Genomic DNA, 18,704 nt, shown 5'->3' on the forward strand with positions numbered 1-18,704 from the left:
AATGTTCCTATGAAATCACTGGCAATCGCGCTTCTGAGCGGAATCATCGGACTCATCCCGAGCGCTTGCGAGCCGACATCCTTAGCTGCGAACGCCGTGGCCACGACCGGCGCCCCTGCGTCAGCGCCTGCCTATCTCGGCGCGGCGTATGCGCCAACGCTTAAACAACAGCCCTCAGTCGCCGCCATGACGGCACTCGGCCGGCGCATGTTTTCCGATCCGTCGCTATCCGCGTCAGGCAAGATGTCTTGCGCCACCTGCCACAGCCCCGATCATGCGTTCGGGCCGCCGAACAATCTGGCGGTGCAACTCGGCGGCAAGGAGTTGAAGAGCGCCGGCACGCGCGCCGTGCCATCCTTACGTTATCTCCAGAACGTACCGGCTTTTACCGAACATTTTCACGAAAACGATGGCGACGACAGTATCGACGCCGGTCCCACCGGCGGCCGCAACTGGGATGGACGCGCGTCCTCCGCCCACGAGCAGGCGCGCATTCCGCTGCTGGCGGCGCACGAAATGGGCAACGCCAGTCCGGCCGCTGTGGTCGAAAAACTGAAAAAAGCACCGTATGCGGCACAGTTCCGCCAGACCTTCGGCGCAGAGATTTTCGAGAATCGGGAAATCGCGTTCAAATGGGCGCTGATGGCACTCGAAGTGTTCCAGGAAAGCCCGGCTGACTTTTATCCTTACAACAGCAAATACGACGCCTTCCTACGTCATCAAACCCGGCTCAGCAAACAGGAATTACATGGCTTGCGCCTGTTTAACGATCCTGCCAAGGGCAATTGTGCTGCTTGCCATATCAGCACAATCGCCCCGAGCGGCGCTTTCCCCCAATTTACCGACTATGGCTTGATTGCGATCGGGGTGCCGCGCAACAGGAAAATTCCGGCCAATGCCGATCCGGCATTTTTCGACATGGGCCTGTGCGGTCCCGATCGCATCGACCTGAAGGACAGGACAGAATATTGCGGCCTGTTCAAAACGCCGTCCTTACGCAATGTCGCAACGCGACAGGTGTTTTTTCACAACGGCGCATTCAACAGCCTGGAACAAGTGATGAAATTCTATGTGCAGCGCGATACCCAGCCACAGAAATGGTACCCGCGTGCGGCAGATGGCGGCGTGCACAAATTCGACGACCTGCCGCCGGCATATCACGACAATGTGAATGTCGAAGCACCGTTTAACCGCAAACCCGGAGACAAGCCGGCGCTGACGGCTGCGGAGATCGACGATGTCATCACCTTTCTGAAAACGCTGAATGATGGTTATAAGCCTTGAAAAGGCTCTGCCGGCAAATTGGGAATACTTATTTCCTGTTTTTGAAATATCTTGGCGTAGCCGTGAAAATCCAGCCTTAACGATTGGATACCATTCGTTTCGTTACAATGGCGTGCCTCCAATGATCTTGAAGTCCCTTGGCACTTGCCAAATTAGAAAAGATACGTTTCCTTATAAGTGAGTTTCGCAATGATAACGAAGAGCAGCGCAACGCCGATCAGCCCGGCAGCCGACAGCGTTGTGCCAGCGTGGATGATCATCCTTCTGGCAACCGCCTGCGGCCTGATAGTCGCCAATCTTTATTATGCACAACCGCTCATCAGCCTGATCGCTCCTGAAATAGGGCTCGGCAAGTCGGCCGCCAGCCTGATCGTCACCCTCACGCAAAGCGGGTACTGCGCGGGTCTCGTGCTGCTGGTTCCGCTGGGTGATTTGGCGGAGAATCGGCGGCTGATCAGCTGGACCATGAGCGGTGTCGTTCTCGCCCTTCTGGTAGCGACCATCGCCCCCTCGGCACCCTTGTACCTGGCCGCGTCTCTGCTCATCGGTTTCGGTTCGGTCGCCGTCCAGATGCTGGTACCGATTGCCGCCCACATGGCCCCCGATGCCAGTCGCGGCCGGGTGGTCGGCAATGTCATGAGCGGCCTCCTGCTGGGGATCATGCTGGCGCGACCGGTCTCCAGCCTGGTAGCCAGCGCTTTTGGATGGCGTGCCGTGTTCGGGACATCCGCCGCACTCATGGTAGCGCTGCTCCTCATCTTGCGGTCTTTGCTGCCGCAACGGCGTCCGGCCGCCAATCATAGCTACCATACGCTGATACTTTCGCTGTGGGCGCTGCTGCGCGACACGCCTGTCTTGCGTCGACGTGCGGCGTATCAAGCAGCGTTATTCGCCGCATTCAGCCTGTATTGGACCGCCGTTCCACTGATTCTCGCCGGACCGACATTTGGTCTGACGCAACGTGGCATTGCGTTATTCGCGTTAGCCGGCGCGGCCGGTGCACTGTCTGCGCCGATCGCAGGACGGATGGCCGATCGCGGCTGGAGCCGCATCGCGACCGGAATTTCCCTGGCGATCGTAGCGATCGCGTTCCTATTCTCCAGGCTCGGGGGTTCGGGATCGATGGCGGCACTTTTGGCCGCCGGAATTCTGCTGGATCTGGGGGTGCAGAGCAATCTGGTGCTGGGTCAGCGCGCCATTTATGCCCTTGGCGCCAGTACCCGCAGCCGCTTGAACGGGCTCTACATGGCGCTCTTCTTCGCCGGCGGCGCAGTTGGCTCGGCCATCGCCAGCTTGACCTATACGTTCGGTGGATGGGAACTGGTGAGTTGGGTCGGCTTCGCCTTTCCCTGTGCGGCATTGATCTTCTATGCTACCGAATTCGCCCGCCCGTCGCGCGTCTTGGCCGGGTGAGCGGCGCTACGCATTTCAACCGTTAGGAGAAAGAAATGCATCGACCAACTCTATCGTCGCGAAGCTGAGGCAAGGTCATGGCGCCCTTCGAGCCGTAAGTAACGCAAATATTCTTTGACGTCCGCAAAATACCGTTCTATTATTTCTGTAATGACAGAAATAAAGGAAATGCCATGTTACTCGCTCCCACCATGCAAAAGTACATCCTTCACTGGGGTGAAATGGGTACCCGCTGGGGCGTCAACCGTACCGTGGCGCAAATACATGCGCTGCTGTTTCTGTCTAATCAACCGTTGCCGGCCGAAGATATCGCCGAGACATTGAACGTCGCCCGTTCCAACGTCAGCAACAGCCTCAAAGAGCTGCAGAGCTGGGGCCTGGTCCGCATCACGCACGTCATTGACGACCGTCGCGACCATTTCGTCGCCCTTCAGGATGTCTGGGAAATTTTCCGCGTCATCATCGAAGAGCGCAAACGTCGGGAGATAGACCCCACCCTGACGGTATTGCGCGAGTGCGCAGTCGAGGCAGAACAGGATGCGGGACTGGAGCCTGCTACCCGGGTCAAGATGGACCAGGTCCTGGCGTTTCTGGAAATGCTGACGGCGACTTACGGCGACTACAAACACCTGCCACCAGCCACCCTGCAACGCTTTCTCAAGATGGGCGGCAAAGTCGCCCGCTTGCTCAGCAGCGATGAAAAGGAGTCGCCATAATGCGTCATCCGGAACTGACACTGTTCTTCGATGGGAATTGCCCATTTTGCGCAGCCGAGATGCGACGCCTGGGCCAGTGGGACACAGCGGGAAATCTGGCCTTTGTCGATACCGCCAGCCCCGGCTTTTCCCTCGATATGCCTGGCGTCGATATGCAGGATCTTGATCGAGAATTGCACAGCCTGACGGCCACGGGACGCGTATTGGTCGGTATCGACAGCATGCTGGCCGCTTACACGCTGGTTGGCCGTGGCTGGTTGGTGGCCCCTTTGCGCATCTGGATGCTCAGGCCATTGTTGTCCGGTTTATATCGCCGCTTCGCCCGCAATCGCTACCGTATTTCATCCTGGCTCGGTTATAGGCAAAAACCTGCTTGTTCCGCTGGCGTTTGCCGCAGAGACAATCCTTTTCTCTGACAGTGTTTTTTTACTCACATATTTCTGTTTATACTGAAATTACAGACAAAAATGACTTCAAAAACAAAAAGATATTGGCTGGTGAGATGGATCTACGTGCCTATCGCGGCGCATTTGATCGTTGGCGCACTGCTTCCACTGATCGCGAATGCCGCCTTGTTCGACACCTACCATCACCACATTGAAGCGTTCTTCTGGGGCGATGTCGCACCACCGGCGGCACGGATGCAACAGGTATGGTGGATATCCCTTTTCGGTCCGACGGTCCAGGCGGCAGCGATATGGATGGGAGCGCTGGCGCGAATTGCGGATAAGCAAAAGAGCGTCTTTGCATGGGCAGCGCTGATCGTCGGCGTCGTGCTTTGGGCGCCTCAAGACATACTGATTTCGTTACAAGCGGATTGCTGGACGCATGTCTGGACCGATATTTTTGCTGTTGCCGCCATGCTGCCGCCACTGATCTGGCTGTTGAAAACCGATCTGAAGGCAAAAAGGGAAACGCCATGATTGCTGTTCTTTGGGTACTCGTCGTACAAGGAATACTGGGGGCGCTGGATGTGTTGCTCAACCACGAATGGCGGGAAGGCCTGCCGCAACGCGAAAGTGCATCGTTAGAAGAAGCCATTCATGGATTGCGCGAGATTTTATATGCGCTGGTATTCGCGGGTCTCGCCTGGTTTGAATGGCATGGCATCTGCGTCTGGGCATTTGCCGGCGTGCTGTTGATAGAAGTTTTATTGACAGGCTGGGACTTCGTGGAAGAAGACCGGACCCGCATGCTGTCGGCAACCGAACGACTCATGCACTTAGCGCTCAGCATGGGCGGCGGCGCCTACTGCGCCATGCTGATTCCGACACTGTACGCATGGGCAAGAATGCCAACGGCGTTCATCGGCGTCGATTACGGCCTCGTTTCGCGCTTGCTTTGCCTGATGAGCATTGGCGTGTTTCTCTGGGGGCTGCGTGATCTGCAGGCGGCATGGAGAACGCGCCCCAGACATGCAAAAGCGCTCGCCCAGGAGGCAACATGAAAGTCCTTATACTCGGCGCTACCGGCCTGATCGGCAGCCATGCGATGCGTGCATTGCGCGACGCCGGATGCATCGTCATTGGGGCAAGTCGTCACAAGCCTGTCGATGTTCTGCATGCGGAGTGGCGACAGCTCGATTTTTCTTCAATGGCGACGGAGCAAGCGTGGCTTCCTCAACTTGCCGGCGTGGATGCGGTGGTCAACTGTGTGGGCATCATTCGCGAATCCCGATCGGGCGACTTCGACCTGCTCCATCGCAGCGCGCCGGTCGCGCTCTTTGCCGCTTGCGAGCGACTCTGCATTCGTCGTGTCATCCAAGTCTCAGCATTGGGCAGCAAAGCCGACGCCTTGACCGGATACTGGCGCAGCAAGGGCGCAGCCGAAACGGACCTGCTGCGGCGCCGGCTCAGCGCCACGATCGTTCGGCCGTCGCTTGTGTATGGGGACCGTGGTGCCAGCAGCCAACTGTTTCTCGCGCTCGCTACCTTGCCCTTGCTGGCTATGCCGATGGCAAACCGGGCGAAGGTGCAACCGATACATGTCGATGACCTGGTCGCCGCGCTGGTCAAGCTGGTCATCATGGATGGAATAGTTCCGCGCGAAATAGCCGTCGTTGGACCACGTCCGCTAACCATGGCTGGCTATTTGACGGCATTGCGTAGCGGCTTGCGTGCCCCGCCGGCAATCGTACTTGACCTGCCAATGCCGATTGCCAGGATAGTTGCGCGCGCTGCCGCTCTGCATTCTGGCAGCGCCCTGACGCCGGATTCTCTCGTTATGCTGGAAAAAAGCGCCGATGGCAGCAACACTGCGGATGCCGGGCCGGTCTCGGCCTTGTTAGGACGCTCATTGCGCGACCCGGCTGCTTTCGCAAAGCCTGAGCAACGACCGGCGGCAGTGGTTGCCTGGGGCTTGCCATTGATCAGAATCGCCATCGCTGCGTTGTGGCTGATCACCGCTGGCGTTTCCTGGTTTGGCTGGCCGCACCAGGAAAGTGCCCGGTGGCTGGCGTCGTGCGGCGTACCAGCCGATTGGACGGAAACCGCCTTGCTCGCAACGAGCCTTCTGGATGGCGCTATCGGCTGCGTGCTCTTGTTTCATCGCCGCCGCTGGCTTTGGCCTTTGCAGATCGGCCTGGTAACGGGGTATACGGCGATCATGAGCATATGCCTGCCAGAATTCTGGCTGCACCCGTTTGGCCCTTTAAGCAAAAATCTTCCCATGCTTGCGTTGATGGCGGTGATGTGGCGAATAACCGGAAACAGGAATTGAGATGGATTACCTCGCAATCAAATGGCTGCACATATTGTCTGCCACTTTCATGTTCGGCACCGGATTCGGCACCGCGTTCTACATGTTCTTCACCAATCGCAGCGGCAATGTGCAAGCCATCGCCGTCGTGACCCGCTGGGTAGCGAGAGCCGACTGGTGGTTCACGCTGCCTGCCGTGATCATGCAGCCGCTGTCGGGTTTCTGGATGATTCGCATGGCAGGCTTTCCGTTAAGCGCAACATGGATCGTATGGACGCTCGTACTCTACGCACTTGCCGGAATTTGCTGGCTGCCGGTCGTATGGCTGCAATTGAAGATGCGCGATATGGCCGCAATCGCCGCGACCAACAATACTTCGCTGCCCGATCGCTACTGGCATTTCGAGAAAATCTGGACCGCGCTTGGTTTCCCTGCGTTCGGCGGGCTATTGATAGTGTACTGGCTGATGGTCCATAAACCTGCGTAACCGGTTCGTTAGGCGAGTTTCCAGAACCGGCCCGTACCTAATTCCGGATTTCCGCACGAAAAACGCGGACCGCGCTTTCCCCGCGATTGAATAAACGTCGACAAATCAATTACTTGGCTGTTCCGGGTTGGCTGGCACGAAGTCTGCAATGGCTTGTAGAAAAATTCAACCACAGGAGACAGCCATGTCCAAGCAAGCCCCCGCTACCACGGTAGATAACCGGAAACGCATTTTCGCCATTGTCGGCGCCTCGTCCGGCAATCTGGTCGAATGGTTCGACTTTTACGTCTACTCGTTTTGCGCGATTTATTTCGCACCGGCATTTTTCCCTCACGGCAACTCGACCACACAACTGTTAAATACCGCCGGTGTATTTGCCGCCGGTTTCCTGATGCGCCCGATCGGCGGCTGGTTGTTCGGACGGATTGCCGACAAGCATGGCCGTCGTACCTCGATGATGATCTCGGTCTTGATGATGTGCGGCGGCTCGCTGATGATTGCCCTGATGCCGACTTACGCCACCATCGGTGCGCTGGCGCCGCTGCTGCTGCTGGTTGCTCGCCTGTTTCAGGGCTTGTCGGTCGGCGGTGAATATGGCACCAGCGCGACCTACATGAGCGAGGTTGCCATCAAGGGCCGGCGCGGCTTCTTTGCTTCGTTCCAGTACGTGACGCTGATCGGCGGCCAATTGCTGGCGGTGCTGGTGCTGGTCGTTCTGCAGCAATTGCTGAGCACCGAACAGCTCAGGGACTGGGGCTGGCGCGTGCCGTTTCTGCTGGGCGCGGTGGGCGCGGTCGTTGCCTTGTATCTGCGTAAATCGCTGAGCGAAACCTCCACTGCGGAAACCCGCAAGAATAAAGATGCCGGCACGCTGGCGGGGCTGATGAAGCACAAGGGCGCATTTCTGACGGTAGTCGGTTTTACTGCGGGCGGTTCGCTGATTTTCTATACGTTCACGACGTATATGCAAAAGTATCTGGTGAATACCGCCGGCATGAATGCGAAGACCGCGAGTAGCGTCATGACCGGCGCGCTGTTGGTCTACATGCTGATACAGCCGCTGTTCGGCATGCTGTCCGACAAAATCGGCCGGCGCACGTCGATGATCTGGTTCGGCGCGCTGGCGACGCTGTCGACAGTGCCGATTTTGCACGCACTAAAGGATGTTTCCAATCCTTACGCCGCTTTTGGCCTGGTGGTGTTGGCATTGGCGATTATCAGTCTGTACACCTCGATCAGCGGCTTGATCAAAGCCGAAATGTTCCCGCCGGAAGTCCGGGCATTGGGCGTCGGGCTGTCGTATGCGGTGGGCAACGCAGTCTTCGGCGGTTCGGCGGAATTCGCGGCGCTGTCGCTGAAGTCGATCGGCATGGAATCGACCTTTTATTGGTACGTGACAGCGATGTGCGCGATCGGGCTGGTAGTGTCGCTGCGGATGCGCGACCCGAGCAAGGAAGGCTATCTCAGAAACGAGGCTTGAGCGTCAGAGGCTATCTCCAGACGCTATCTCATATCTCGCCGCCTTTATCGTAGGAGGTATTATGTCGGCACCTCCTATCGATGCATGCTTTGGCGAGTATGTTGACGAGCAAATGATATTTAAAAAACGCACGGGCTTTCTGGTGTTTGCCATCGGCTTTGCCAGCGCGGTGGTTTTTGCGACGTATGTTCTCGCCGCACAGAAAGCCGGCAACGATATTCGCGCGGCGGGCGAACGTCAATTGCAAATCATCGCACTCGACCTTGGGTCGGTGCTGGAAAAGTTCGAGTCCCTGCCATTCGCACTCGGTTTTCAAGCCGATGTCGAACAGGCGCTGCGCCATCCCGACGATCATGCCGTCATCGATCGCCTTAATCTCGCCCTGCAGTCGGTCCAGCGCCAATCGAAAGTGGTCGCGATCTATATGCTGGATCGCAACGGCACCACGCTGGCATCCAGCAATTGGGACCGGCCGTTCAGCTTCGTCGGCAAGGATTTCCGGTTTCGCCCGTATTTCCAGGAAGCCATCAAAGGCCAAGCCGGACGCTTCTACGGGATTGGCAACACCACTGGCGAACCCGGTTATTTCATCGCCCAGCCGGTCTATCCGATCGACGCCAGCCACGGTGCGGTCGCGCCGATCGGCGTGATGGCCGTGAAGATCGACCTGGCCGAATTTGAACATACGTGGCGCAGCAGCGAAGACCCGATCACTCTGGCCGATCGTCGCGGAGTGGTTTTTTTAAGCAACCGGCCCTCCTGGAAATACCACAGCCTGCAGCCGCTGAATGGCGCCATGCAGCGCGAGATTGCCGGCACGCTCCAATACGCCAACCAAACCATTACACCGATTGGCGCGCTACCGAAGGCGCTGCAGACTGGATTCGGCGCGCATGTCACACGCACAATCGGCCGTCTGGGCTGGCAACTCATGCTGTTTCCGTCGCAGGCACGGATCCAGCGGGTAGCGCTGCTGTGGACTTTGGCGGCGGCGCTGCTGCTGGCCATTGCGGGCATTGCATTGTGGGCCGCTTATCAGCGGCGGCGGCGGCTGGAGGAACGGCTGGAATCGCGCAATGCGTTGCAACGGGCGGCGGCGGATCTGGACAAGAAAATTGCCCAGCGCACGCAAGAGCTGCTGCTGGCGAACCAACACCTGGAAATCAAATACGTGAAGCTGAAGGAAACCGAGCATTTGCTGCGCTCGACCCAAAACGAACTGGTGCAGGCCGGCAAGCTGGCAATGCTGGGTCAGATGGCGGCCGGCGTGACGCATGAGCTGAATCAGCCGCTGGCTGCGATCCGCGCTTTCGCCGACAATGCACGCACCTTCCTGACGCGCGGCCAGGCCGACCAGGCCGCTGAAAATCTGGCACATATCAGCGCTGCCAGCGCGCGCATGGGAGCGATTATCGGGCAACTCAAAGGTTTCGCCCGCAAAAGTCACGAGACGGTCTCCACCGTGGACTTGCCGCATGCGATCAAGGCCGCAACCTTATTGCTGCAAAACGAATTTCAACTGCATGCAGTCCATCTCGCCGTCGATATCCGCGCGGCGCTGCAGGTGGTGGGCGATACGGTGCGCACCGAACAGGTGCTGATCAATCTGCTGCACAACGCGATCGATGCGGTCGCGACGGCACCGGTCAGATCGGTGTCGGTGCTGCTGGAGCGCGAGGCAGAGCACGCGGTGATCCGCATCCGCGACTCGGGGTCGGGCATTCCGGAGCAGGTTGCGCCACACCTGTTCGAACCGTTTTTCACCACCAAGCCATCCGGCAAAGGCCTCGGCCTCGGGCTGGCGATTTCATCGTCCATCGTGCAGGCCATGAATGGACACCTTACGGCGCATAATCACGCTGACGGCGGCGCGGAATTCGTGTTGCGCTTGCCCTTACTAACTTAGGACTTACGCAAAATTGTCCCAGCAACGAGCTTGTCAAAACCTGCCGACGAAGACAGTGCGAAGGTACGGCTAGGAGGCGTAACGCCGCTGGGGCGGTTTTGCGTAAGTCCACCAACTGTGGAGTCTTGATGGAAACCAGCGTGTCGGCACTAACAGCGGTATTAATCGAAGATGAAGATGCGCTGCGCCGTGCGACTGCGCAAACGCTGGAACTGGGCGGCTTCGCGGTACACGGCTGCGCCAGCGCGGAACAGGCGCAGCCGTGGCTGCATGCCGGCTTCGCCGGCGTGATCGTGACCGACGTGCGCCTGCCCGGCCGCTCCGGCCTTGAGGTACTGGCGCAAGTCGTCGCGCTCGACCCGGACCTGCCGGTGATCGTGGTCACCGGCCATGGCGACGTCGGCATGGCGGTCGAAGCGATGCGCGCCGGTGCCTACGACTTTATCGAAAAGCCGTTCGCCGCGGAACGACTGCTGGAAACCGCGCTGCGGGCGCAAGAAAAGCGCAGCCTGGTGCTGGAAAATCGCCGCCTGAAGGCGGCCTGGGCAGCGCATCCCGACATGCCGGCCCTGATTGGCCAATCGGCGGCGACCGAGCGGGTGCGGACCATGATTCGCAGCCTCGGCCCGACTGCGGTCGATATCCTGATCAATGGCCAGACCGGTACCGGCAAGGAAGTAGTGGCGCGCCAGTTGCATCTTGCCAGCGAGCGCAAGGGGCCGTTTGTTGCGATCAATTGCGGCGCGCTGCCGGAAGCGGTATTCGAAAGCGAAATTTTCGGCCATGAAGCGGGCGCGTTTACCAGCGCACAGAAACGCCGCATCGGCAAACTCGAATATGCCAAGGGCGGAACGGTGTTCCTCGACGAGATCGAAAGCATGCCGCTGGCGTTGCAGGTCAAGCTGTTGCGCGTGCTGCAGGAGCGCCAGCTGGAACGGCTGGGCGGCAATGAGAGCATTGATATCGATTGCCGCGTCATCGCCGCCAGCAAGGTCGACCTGCTGCGCCTGAGCGCGGAAGGAAAATTTCGCGAAGACCTGTACTACCGGATCGGCGTGGTCAGCATCGGATTGCCGCAGCTGGTGGAACGGCGCGATGATATCCCGCTGCTGCTGGCGCATTTTGTTCAGGGAGCTGCGATGCGCTATCAGCGCCCGGTCCCGCACTGGACAGCGGCGCAAATGGCGCAATGGCAGGCGCGCGACTGGCCCGGCAATGTGCGCGAATTGCGCAATTTCGCCGATCGGCTGGTGCTGGGCGTGGTGGAAGGATTGACAGACGCGTCCGATCCTGAGCAGGCAGCAGCATCGTTGCCGCACCAGCTCGATGCCTATGAGCGCGTGCTGATCGCGGACGCATTGACGGCCAGCGATGGCAATGTCGCGCTGGCCGCAGAGCGCCTCGGGGTTCCCAAAAAAACCCTGTATGACAAGCTCAAGAAATATCAGTTGGCAGCCGGGCGTACAAATGATTGAGCCCCGACGGCCTCAAGCCTGATTCATTCAACAACGCCCATGAACAGCATAAACAACGCTGCCTGCGTGGTGATTCCCAGCTTGGCGTAGATGTTGCGTCGATGCACTTTCACCGTATCCAGCGAAATTCCCAGCCGTTTAGCGATGCCCTTATTCGAGTGCCCGCTCAGCATCAGGAGTGCGATTTCCATCTCGCGCCTGGTGAGCGGCGCCGCACCGTGCTGCGCTAAAGCATGCTCAAATCGGGAGGTCATGTCCTCCCCCTGCGACGGGCTGTCTTCGATCACTGTCAGGCTGCGCTGGCAGTGCAGCCGCATCAATTCAATCACCCAATCTTTATACAGCGACAGTCCGCCGATATCCTGTGCGTCGAAACGGATCGCCTTTCCCAACGATAACGATACCGTGCCGATGCCCGGTACCGGTGCCAGGTACTGCACTTCATCTTCGACGATATTAATCAGGAAATAGCGGCGAAAGTACTCCGTCTGCCGAAAATCGTCTGGCGCCACCTCGTCCAGCCGATACAAGCCGCCAGCCGGATTGTCAGAGGTAAATTGAAAAAACGGGTCGAGCAGATAGACATCGCGCTGATACTCGGCAAACAGATCTTCGGCATGCCGGTTTGCATTGAAATCGGCAAGCACCAGCGGCGGATGATCCGGGCGGCACAACATTGCTACCCAGTTATCGAAGTGGGCGGCCTCACTAAGGCATTGCGCCAAGCGCTGCCAAAATATCGGCGTATCCAGATGTGCCAGCAGGCGCGCCAACTGCTGATGAAAAGCCAAATCGGAAACGGGTATCAGCAAGGAATTCTCCTGGCGCCAACGGAATTAGTTCCGCTGCATGCCGATATAACGGCGGTCAAGAAAAGTAGGTAGCTTTGGCAGCGTCGTTTTCCAGTAATTCGGTTGCGCTGCCACTCGCCGCCACTCGCCCCTTGACCAGGAAATAAGCCCGGTCGGCGATGGCCAAGGCTTTCTTTGCATTTTGCTCGATCAGCAGTACGGTCGCCCCGCGTTTGTGGATCTCGTCGGTGATGGCAAAATATTCGTCGATCAATTTTGGCGACAATCCCAGCGAGGGCTCATCCATGATGACCAATGCCGGTTTGGCAATGAGCGCCCGGGCCAGGGCAACCATCGCCTGCTCGCCGCCAGACAGGGTTCCGGCAGACTGATCGAAGCGCTCCCGGATGCGTGGAAACAATTCCGTCATCTCGGCAAGATCGGTGTCGAAATCAACTCTTTTCCCCAGTGCTCTCCAGCCGACAAGCAAGTTTTCGCGAACAGTCAATCCGCCAAAAAGTCTCCGCCCTTCCGGAACAAGGCCGACGCCGAGAGAGGCTACCCGCTCGGCGCCCACCGAAACTACGTCCTTGTTCGCGATGTGCACCGAACCGGATGTCGGTTTTATCAGACCGGCTATCGTACGAAAAGTCGTACTCTTGCCCGCGCCGTTCGGTCCCAGAATGCATACCAACTCGCCACGACGGACCTCGAGGTTGATGCCACGCAGCATCGGCACACCATCGTAAGCAGTATCAACCTGTTTCAGCTCAAGCATGGATTGCTCCTCCTAAATAGGCTTCCTGGACGCGTTCTATCGCACGCACTTCATCAAATGACCCTTCGGCTATCAAGGTGCCGTAGTCGAGTACCATCACACGGTCGGGAAGATCGGCAACAAGTTGCATATCGTGTTCGATAATGATGACCGACAGCTCGGGCTCCCGTTCGCGCACGCGGCGAATGTCGTTCACCAGTGCGGCGGTTTCTTTTTCATCCATCCCCGCAGATGGCTCGTCCAGCAGCAGCAGCATTGGCCGCGTTGCCAGCGCACGCGCGATTTCGAGCCTGCGCCGGTCTGCCTGCGCCAGTTCCCGCGCCGGACGGTAACGCTGTTCATACAGGTCCTTGCTGACGGCGGCCAGGAGTTTACCGGCTTCCAGTGCTGACTGCGCCATTTCGCTACGCGACCTGGCGGGATTGAAAATTGCGGTGAGTACGCCGGTATTGGTACGCGCGTGCATACCAATGATGACGTTGTCCAACACCGACAAGTCGACAAACAGCCGACTGTTTTGAAAGGTCCGCGCCACGCCCCTGGCCACGATTTCATGCGGTGCGAACTTGCCGATATCGGCACCGTCGAAAAGTAGATTGCCGGCACTGGGACGGTATATGCCCGAGATCATGTTGAAAATGGTGGATTTTCCTGCGCCGTTGGGTCCGATCAGGCAAAGGATCTCCCCCTTGTCCAGACTGAAAGACACGTCATTGGTGGCGACCAGGCCGCCGAATCGCATGACAAGGTTGCGGCATTCGAGTAGTAGTGTTGACTGTTTCATTATTTGCCCCCGTGCTTGCGTAAGCGCTACGGAAACAGTCCCTGCGGCCGGACAATCAGCATGGTGATGACGATGACCCCGTACATGAGCAGCCTGTAGTCGGAAAACGCCCGAAATTTCTCCGGCAAAATCGTCAGCAGCAAGGCGCCTACGATCACGCCGAATGTGCTGTCGAGGCCGCCGACAATCACCATCGTCATGATGGTCACGGACACCAGGAATGTGAAATTGTCCGGTGAGATATAGCTCACATAAAACGCATAGATGGTCCCCGCAAACGCTGACAGGAAAGCATCCACTGCGAAGGCGAGCACTTTATACCCTGTGACATTGATCCCCATGCATTTTGCAGCCAGTTCATCGGTCCGTAATGCATTCCAGGCCAGGCCCACCCGAGAATTGTGCAGGCGTTTTGACACGACAATGGCCAGCACCACCAGCAAACTGGCGAGGTAATAGAAATTGGCCTGGCTTGGGAGCGTTTGTCCGAAGATCGTCAGTGTGTCTGCAAAGGAGTGTCCGAAAAGCACCGGTGCCGGAATGCCGACCAGTCCGTTGGCGCCTCCGGTCCATTCAAAATTGGTGATCAATTGATGGATGACGACACCAAACGCAATGGTCACCAGGGCCAGATAGGACTCCCGGGTGCGCATGCAGGGAATGCCTAGCAGAAAGCCAAACGCGGTAGCCACCACTGCCGATGCCAGCAAGCCCCACCAGAAACTAACGCCAAAGTGGATGGCGAGAAGAGCGGACACATAAGCGCCGATCCCATACGAAGCACCCGTGGCGAAATTGGGAATATTGGCGCTGCCGAGCTGGAAGTTCAGCGCCAACGCCAGCACTGCGTATAGCTGCCCCATGATCAATAAATGCAGAATGTAGCTATCGCTGCCGACAAAAAACGGGAGCACTGCAACCAGTATCACCGTCGTTATCAGAACGGTGCGAGGCGCTACCTCCATCAACTCGCTCAGATGCCGCTCTACAGCAGGTTGCCGCTGCGCCCATAGAAATAGCGCGGTTGGCACCGCCAGCAACGCCATCAGGATTCGCCAGTCATCGCTTTTCAAGAACCCTAGCAACCAGGCGGCTGCGAAAAGTTCCAACAACACGATACGTAGCATAACCGCCATCTTTCCCAGCGTTGACATTGGCGTCATATGTGAAGCTGTTATTGCGTTCATTGCTAGACCTTTTCGATGACAGGTTTGCCAAAAATACCGGCTGGCTTAAACAGGAGAAACAGAATGACCAGAACGAAGGCCGCTACCAGTCGATAGGATGTGCCGCCTGGTACCGTCGCCTGCACCAGGGTTTCAACCCCTGCCAGCAACAGGCCGCCGACAATCGCGCCCGTCACGCTGCCGAGACCACCGATGACGGCAGCCGAAAAGGCCATGAGTCCCACCAGAATCCCGAAATCGAAACGCACTACGCCAATATGCGCGGTATATAACAAGGCGGCGATCCCGCCGGTAAAGGAAGTGATGAAAAACGTCACACGAAAAATGCGGCCGGGATGAATCCCCATCATGCGTGCTGCGTCCCGGTCCTGCGCTACAGCACGCACCTCGATGCCCAATGGCGTGCGATGCAGGAAATACCATATGGCGCTCAACAAAGTCGCTGTTACGCATAGATCCACGACAAACAGCCAGTTGAATGAGACCCCCGCCAAGCTGAATGCGGCGCCACTGAAGGGCGTTGTAAAAGCATAGGGATTGCTGCCGGCCGGATATACATGCCGGATCAATTCACGCACGACGATGCCGAGCGCCACGGTTGAAACCATCACCATCATTGCTGGAGCATTGCGGAATGGCTGTACAACCACCTTGTCGATGCCGATTCCGATCAGGCCAACCACTACGGACGCCATCACGAAAAGAAGAATCAACGATCCCGTATCAATGCCGGACATGAACATTTTGGCGCCGGCCAGCACCAAAAACGGCGCGATCAGCGACACATCTCCGTGAGAGAAATGAATGATGTTAAGTACGCCGAATAAAAGACTGAATCCGACCGCCAGCAAAGCATAAATGCTCCCCAGCACAAGCCAGTTCATCAGCTGTTGAAGTAACTCCTGTGTCATTGCGTCTCCTCGCATGGTTTGGCCCCTTGGGCCGGTTTGCATTTTTTTTGCAAATTTAATTGGTGTATTCGAATCCTAGTGATATATTTGATGAACGTCAACCGATATATCAGTTAAATTTGATGTTTCTTTTAAGCATTTCGTAAAGTCTTTTTACTCGGAAAGGATTCCAAAAATGACGTTTTCCATTGCAGGGCGTTGCGAGAGAACCGGCGCATTGGGAGCTGCGATCAGCAGTTCCAGCATTGCCGTGCCTAGTCGCTGCGTTTGGATTCTTCCCCGCACCGGCGTGGTGCTTAGCCAAAACGTGACGGATCCGCGTCTGGGCTTGTTGGGCACAAAGCTGTTGCAGGATGGCTTCGGCGCCGCAGCGGTATTGGACCAAATTCAGCGCGCCCGGCCCTATTCAGCCTGGCGGCAGTTGGCGGTATTGGATGCGGACAGCGCCTCAAGCTGGGTGAGCGGCGAGAACACGCTTGGCACACATGCCGGCGCTTCGGGACCGCATTGCGTAGCGGTTGGCAATATGCTCGCGAATGCCCGGATACCGCAGGCGATGGTCGATGCGTTTGCGGAGCATTCTGCCGACGACCTGCCGACGCGCCTGCTGAAAGCCATTCACGCAGGTGTGCAAGAGGGAGGGGAAGAAGGCCCCCTGCATTCAGCGGGCCTAAAGGTCTACATGGACGAGTCTTGGCCAACCGTCGATTTGCGTGTTGACTGGGAAGATGAAGGGCCGTTAGAAAAATTATCTGCACTGTGGGCGCTTTACCAGCCACAAATGGCGGATTATGTCCTCCGCTCGAAGGATCCATCCCGCGCACCCTCTTATGGGGTGCCCGGCGACCTTTAATCGCAAGATATAACCGACAAGGAAAGCATTATGAGCAATACACAAAGAGAACCTGAACCTATGGACAGCCGTACAGACCGTAGCTTGCTTCAGACAGAACAGGCTTACCTCAAAATCAAGGAAATGATTTTGCTGGGAGAGATAAGCCCGCTTGCAATGCTGGATGAAAAAAAACTCATGGCCGAGCTGGGTTTCGGGCGTACGCCGATACGGGAAGCGCTGCAGCGTCTGGCCCACGCGGAATTGGTAACCATCATTCCCTACCGCGGCATGTTTGTGGCCGGCATCGACATGGCCGACCTGGACGAAATCATGGAAATGCGGGTTCCCCTGGAAGTCCTGGCAAGCCGACTGGCGGCAGAGCGTATTACGGATGAAGATGTTAAGAATTTGCGCAAGCTGATAGCGCAATACGATGTGGAGGAACTATGTAAAAAAACTGATATCCCGAACTTACTGAAGTTGGATCACGAATTCCATCGGGCCGTCACAACCATCACCAACAATCGATTTATCGAAAAAACACTCGATAACCTGCGCGATTTCACGTGGCGCTTTCATATCTTGTTCTATCGCAGAAGGCGCCCGAATCCGCGTGACCACTTCAATAACTATATTTCAATCATCGATGCGCTGGAGTCCCGCGATCCCGATCAAGTAGAGAAATGCATCCTCGATCATTTTGGAGAGGAACAAACCGGCAATTAAATGACTTTTGTAGTTGCAGTCGATCCATAACGCGCAAGCCCCGTGCAGGTCAAAAATATAAATGGAGATTTTGATGAAAATGTTACCTCAACTAAAACTGGCTACAGGTGTTATCGCCATCGCAGCAGGATTGTTACTAGGCTCATCAGTACAAGCAAAAGACACGATAAAAATCGGCTTTATCGGCCCGCTCAGCGGCGGCAACGCTTACAACGGTGAAGGCGCGCGCAACGGATTCCTGCTGGCGCTGCAGCAAGCCAATCAAAGTGACTTCCCCTACAAGGTGGAAGCGGTCGTTCTGGACGACGCAGCCGACCCCGCCGTAGGTGTGTCGGCGGCATTGAAGCTGGTCAACGACAAGGATGTAGTGGCTGCGACCGGCCACTGGAACAGCGCAGTCGCCCTCGCGACAATTCCGGTGTTCAGCCGCAACAAGATGCCGTTTATCGTATGGGGTGCGATTAGTCCGAAAATCACGGAAATGAACGTCCCGGAGGTAACGCGTGTCGTGCCGACCCTTAGCGCAGAAAATATTCCGCTGGCCAAATGGGCAGTGAAGACGAAAGGCATGAAGACTTTTGCGATCGTATCGGATACCAGCGACTATGGTGCGAATAATACGAAAGCCTTCACAGAACTGGTCAATGCTGCCGGCGGCAAAATTGTTTCTGCCGATTCGGCCCCTGTCGGCACCACCGATTTTCTCGCGATTTTGACCAAGATACGCGTTGCCAAACCGGATGCGGTGTATTTCGGCGGCGTGGTCACCGAGGCGGCATTGGTGCGCAAGCAAATGGCGGACGTTGGCATGGGCAAAACGCCAATGCTTGGCATTTCCGGGATTTTTGACGAGAAATTTACTGAATTGACCGGCCGCTCAGGCGACGGGGCGATTGCGAGTATTACCAAAATCCGGGACAACGCCAAGCAGGTCGCGTTCAGTCAGGCCTATGACAAAGCCGGTTTCAAAGAACCGGCCGGTTCCTATGGAAAATTTGCTTACGACGCGGCAAATATTCTACTGACAGCCATTAAACAGAACGGCGCCAAAGACAAAGTAAAGTTAGCCAAAGCGATCCGCGGGATGGATTATCAAGGGGTGCTCGGTCGCACGCAATTTGATGCGAACGGACAAACCAGGTTGGAAATCGATGCGGACCGCCATATCGTCAAAGATGGCAAGTGGGCCGAGTTGGCCGATTAATCAAGCGCCATTTCTTGCGTAACAGGATCG

General features: G+C 57.1%; 19 protein-coding genes. 14 read left to right on the forward strand and 5 right to left on the reverse strand.

Going from position 1 to position 18,704, the window contains the following annotated elements; translation table 11 throughout:
* The first annotated feature begins 9 nt into the window (after positions 1-9).
* The 11 genes from AC3CHX_RS25145 (at position 10) to AC3CHX_RS25195 (ending at position 11,458) form a co-directional block, all read left to right on the forward strand.
* Positions 10-1,284 carry a cytochrome-c peroxidase gene (locus tag AC3CHX_RS25145; protein ID WP_488630692.1) on the forward strand — a complete coding sequence of 425 codons (1,275 nt, stop codon included), beginning with the start codon at positions 10-12 and terminating at the stop codon, positions 1,282-1,284.
* Between the two features lie 189 nt (positions 1,285-1,473).
* The gene (locus AC3CHX_RS25150) at positions 1,474-2,697 is read left to right on the forward strand and encodes an MFS transporter (RefSeq protein WP_488630693.1); all 1,224 of its coding nucleotides are present in this window, start codon (positions 1,474-1,476) and stop codon (positions 2,695-2,697) included.
* Between the two features lie 173 nt (positions 2,698-2,870).
* Complete coding sequence (locus AC3CHX_RS25155) at positions 2,871-3,413, forward strand: GbsR/MarR family transcriptional regulator (RefSeq protein WP_488630694.1); 543 nt, start codon at positions 2,871-2,873, stop codon at positions 3,411-3,413.
* A complete protein-coding gene (locus AC3CHX_RS25160; RefSeq protein WP_488630695.1) occupies positions 3,413-3,829 on the forward strand; it encodes a thiol-disulfide oxidoreductase DCC family protein in 417 nt (138 codons plus the stop codon). The genes AC3CHX_RS25155 and AC3CHX_RS25160 overlap by 1 nt, the downstream gene beginning before the upstream one ends.
* A 51-nt stretch (positions 3,830-3,880) precedes the next feature.
* Complete coding sequence (locus AC3CHX_RS25165) at positions 3,881-4,336, forward strand: cell division protein (protein WP_488630696.1); 456 nt, start codon at positions 3,881-3,883, stop codon at positions 4,334-4,336.
* A complete protein-coding gene (locus AC3CHX_RS25170; protein ID WP_488630697.1) occupies positions 4,333-4,860 on the forward strand; it encodes a hypothetical protein in 528 nt (175 codons plus the stop codon). Before AC3CHX_RS25165 ends, AC3CHX_RS25170 begins: the two co-directional genes overlap by 4 nt.
* Entirely contained in the window at positions 4,857-6,131 is a 1,275-nt protein-coding gene (locus tag AC3CHX_RS25175; RefSeq protein WP_488630698.1) for an SDR family oxidoreductase, read from the forward strand. Before AC3CHX_RS25170 ends, AC3CHX_RS25175 begins: the two co-directional genes overlap by 4 nt.
* Position 6,132: 1 nt before the next feature.
* Entirely contained in the window at positions 6,133-6,597 is a 465-nt protein-coding gene (locus tag AC3CHX_RS25180; RefSeq protein WP_488630699.1) for a DUF2269 family protein, read from the forward strand.
* A 184-nt stretch (positions 6,598-6,781) separates the two neighbouring features.
* Positions 6,782-8,077 carry an MFS family transporter gene (locus AC3CHX_RS25185; protein WP_488630700.1) on the forward strand — a complete coding sequence of 432 codons (1,296 nt, stop codon included), beginning with the start codon at positions 6,782-6,784 and terminating at the stop codon, positions 8,075-8,077.
* Between the two features lie 61 nt (positions 8,078-8,138).
* Positions 8,139-9,983, forward strand: a complete 1,845-nt coding sequence (locus AC3CHX_RS25190) for a sensor histidine kinase (RefSeq protein WP_488630701.1) — start codon at positions 8,139-8,141, stop codon at positions 9,981-9,983.
* A 128-nt stretch (positions 9,984-10,111) separates the two neighbouring features.
* Positions 10,112-11,458 (forward strand): sigma-54-dependent transcriptional regulator, encoded by a 1,347-nt coding sequence (locus AC3CHX_RS25195; protein ID WP_488630702.1) that lies wholly within the window; start codon positions 10,112-10,114, stop codon positions 11,456-11,458.
* A 23-nt stretch (positions 11,459-11,481) separates the two neighbouring features.
* Here the strand turns inward: AC3CHX_RS25195 and AC3CHX_RS25200 are convergent, their stop codons facing one another.
* The 5 genes from AC3CHX_RS25200 to AC3CHX_RS25220 are packed head-to-tail and all read right to left on the reverse strand — an operon-like array spanning position 11,482 to position 15,909.
* Positions 11,482-12,270 carry a helix-turn-helix domain-containing protein gene (locus AC3CHX_RS25200; protein ID WP_488630703.1) on the reverse strand — a complete coding sequence of 263 codons (789 nt, stop codon included), beginning with the start codon at positions 12,268-12,270 and terminating at the stop codon, positions 11,482-11,484.
* A gap of 55 nt (positions 12,271-12,325) precedes the next feature.
* Positions 12,326-13,027, reverse strand: coding sequence for an ABC transporter ATP-binding protein (locus tag AC3CHX_RS25205; protein WP_488630704.1), 702 nt, complete (start codon positions 13,025-13,027; stop codon positions 12,326-12,328).
* Positions 13,020-13,811, reverse strand: coding sequence for an ABC transporter ATP-binding protein (locus AC3CHX_RS25210; RefSeq protein ID WP_488630705.1), 792 nt, complete (start codon positions 13,809-13,811; stop codon positions 13,020-13,022). The genes AC3CHX_RS25205 and AC3CHX_RS25210 overlap by 8 nt, the downstream gene beginning before the upstream one ends.
* A gap of 26 nt (positions 13,812-13,837) precedes the next feature.
* Entirely contained in the window at positions 13,838-14,998 is a 1,161-nt protein-coding gene (locus AC3CHX_RS25215; protein WP_488630706.1) for a branched-chain amino acid ABC transporter permease, read from the reverse strand.
* 2 nt (positions 14,999-15,000) lie between these two features.
* On the reverse strand, positions 15,001-15,909 hold the full coding sequence (locus AC3CHX_RS25220) for a branched-chain amino acid ABC transporter permease (protein ID WP_488630707.1): 909 nt from the start codon (positions 15,907-15,909) through the stop codon (positions 15,001-15,003).
* Between the two features lie 175 nt (positions 15,910-16,084).
* On the opposite strand from AC3CHX_RS25220, the gene AC3CHX_RS25225 reads away from it, so the two are divergent.
* The 3 genes from AC3CHX_RS25225 to AC3CHX_RS25235 all read left to right on the forward strand — a co-directional run bounded on the left by AC3CHX_RS25225 (position 16,085) and on the right by AC3CHX_RS25235 (position 18,674).
* Positions 16,085-16,762, forward strand: a complete 678-nt coding sequence (locus AC3CHX_RS25225) for a DUF1028 domain-containing protein (RefSeq protein ID WP_488630708.1) — start codon at positions 16,085-16,087, stop codon at positions 16,760-16,762.
* 30 nt (positions 16,763-16,792) lie between these two features.
* The gene (locus AC3CHX_RS25230) at positions 16,793-17,470 is read left to right on the forward strand and encodes a GntR family transcriptional regulator (protein ID WP_488630709.1); all 678 of its coding nucleotides are present in this window, start codon (positions 16,793-16,795) and stop codon (positions 17,468-17,470) included.
* A gap of 73 nt (positions 17,471-17,543) precedes the next feature.
* Entirely contained in the window at positions 17,544-18,674 is a 1,131-nt protein-coding gene (locus AC3CHX_RS25235; protein WP_488630710.1) for a branched-chain amino acid ABC transporter substrate-binding protein, read from the forward strand.
* Positions 18,675-18,704 lie beyond the last annotated feature (30 nt).

The organism is Glaciimonas sp. OK215 (assembly GCF_057787885.1).

What these genes read in the sequence shown, in the direction of transcription:
- AC3CHX_RS25145 (WP_488630692.1), top strand. Translation starts at nt 10, where the DNA reads ATGAAATCACTGGCAATCGCGCTTCTGAGCGGAATCATCGGACTCATC.
- AC3CHX_RS25150 (WP_488630693.1), top strand. Translation starts at nt 1,474, where the DNA reads ATGATAACGAAGAGCAGCGCAACGCCGATCAGCCCGGCAGCCGACAGC.
- AC3CHX_RS25155 (WP_488630694.1), top strand. Translation starts at nt 2,871, where the DNA reads ATGTTACTCGCTCCCACCATGCAAAAGTACATCCTTCACTGGGGTGAA.
- AC3CHX_RS25160 (WP_488630695.1), top strand. Translation starts at nt 3,413, where the DNA reads ATGCGTCATCCGGAACTGACACTGTTCTTCGATGGGAATTGCCCATTT.
- AC3CHX_RS25165 (WP_488630696.1), top strand. Translation starts at nt 3,881, where the DNA reads ATGACTTCAAAAACAAAAAGATATTGGCTGGTGAGATGGATCTACGTG.
- AC3CHX_RS25170 (WP_488630697.1), top strand. Translation starts at nt 4,333, where the DNA reads ATGATTGCTGTTCTTTGGGTACTCGTCGTACAAGGAATACTGGGGGCG.
- AC3CHX_RS25175 (WP_488630698.1), top strand. Translation starts at nt 4,857, where the DNA reads ATGAAAGTCCTTATACTCGGCGCTACCGGCCTGATCGGCAGCCATGCG.
- AC3CHX_RS25180 (WP_488630699.1), top strand. Translation starts at nt 6,133, where the DNA reads ATGGATTACCTCGCAATCAAATGGCTGCACATATTGTCTGCCACTTTC.
- AC3CHX_RS25185 (WP_488630700.1), top strand. Translation starts at nt 6,782, where the DNA reads ATGTCCAAGCAAGCCCCCGCTACCACGGTAGATAACCGGAAACGCATT.
- AC3CHX_RS25190 (WP_488630701.1), top strand. Translation starts at nt 8,139, where the DNA reads ATGTCGGCACCTCCTATCGATGCATGCTTTGGCGAGTATGTTGACGAG.
- AC3CHX_RS25195 (WP_488630702.1), top strand. Translation starts at nt 10,112, where the DNA reads ATGGAAACCAGCGTGTCGGCACTAACAGCGGTATTAATCGAAGATGAA.
- AC3CHX_RS25205 (WP_488630704.1), bottom strand. Translation starts at nt 13,027, where the DNA reads ATGCTTGAGCTGAAACAGGTTGATACTGCTTACGATGGTGTGCCGATG.
- AC3CHX_RS25210 (WP_488630705.1), bottom strand. Translation starts at nt 13,811, where the DNA reads ATGAAACAGTCAACACTACTACTCGAATGCCGCAACCTTGTCATGCGA.
- AC3CHX_RS25215 (WP_488630706.1), bottom strand. Translation starts at nt 14,998, where the DNA reads ATGAACGCAATAACAGCTTCACATATGACGCCAATGTCAACGCTGGGA.
- AC3CHX_RS25220 (WP_488630707.1), bottom strand. Translation starts at nt 15,909, where the DNA reads ATGACACAGGAGTTACTTCAACAGCTGATGAACTGGCTTGTGCTGGGG.
- AC3CHX_RS25225 (WP_488630708.1), top strand. Translation starts at nt 16,085, where the DNA reads ATGACGTTTTCCATTGCAGGGCGTTGCGAGAGAACCGGCGCATTGGGA.
- AC3CHX_RS25230 (WP_488630709.1), top strand. Translation starts at nt 16,793, where the DNA reads ATGAGCAATACACAAAGAGAACCTGAACCTATGGACAGCCGTACAGAC.
- AC3CHX_RS25235 (WP_488630710.1), top strand. Translation starts at nt 17,544, where the DNA reads ATGAAAATGTTACCTCAACTAAAACTGGCTACAGGTGTTATCGCCATC.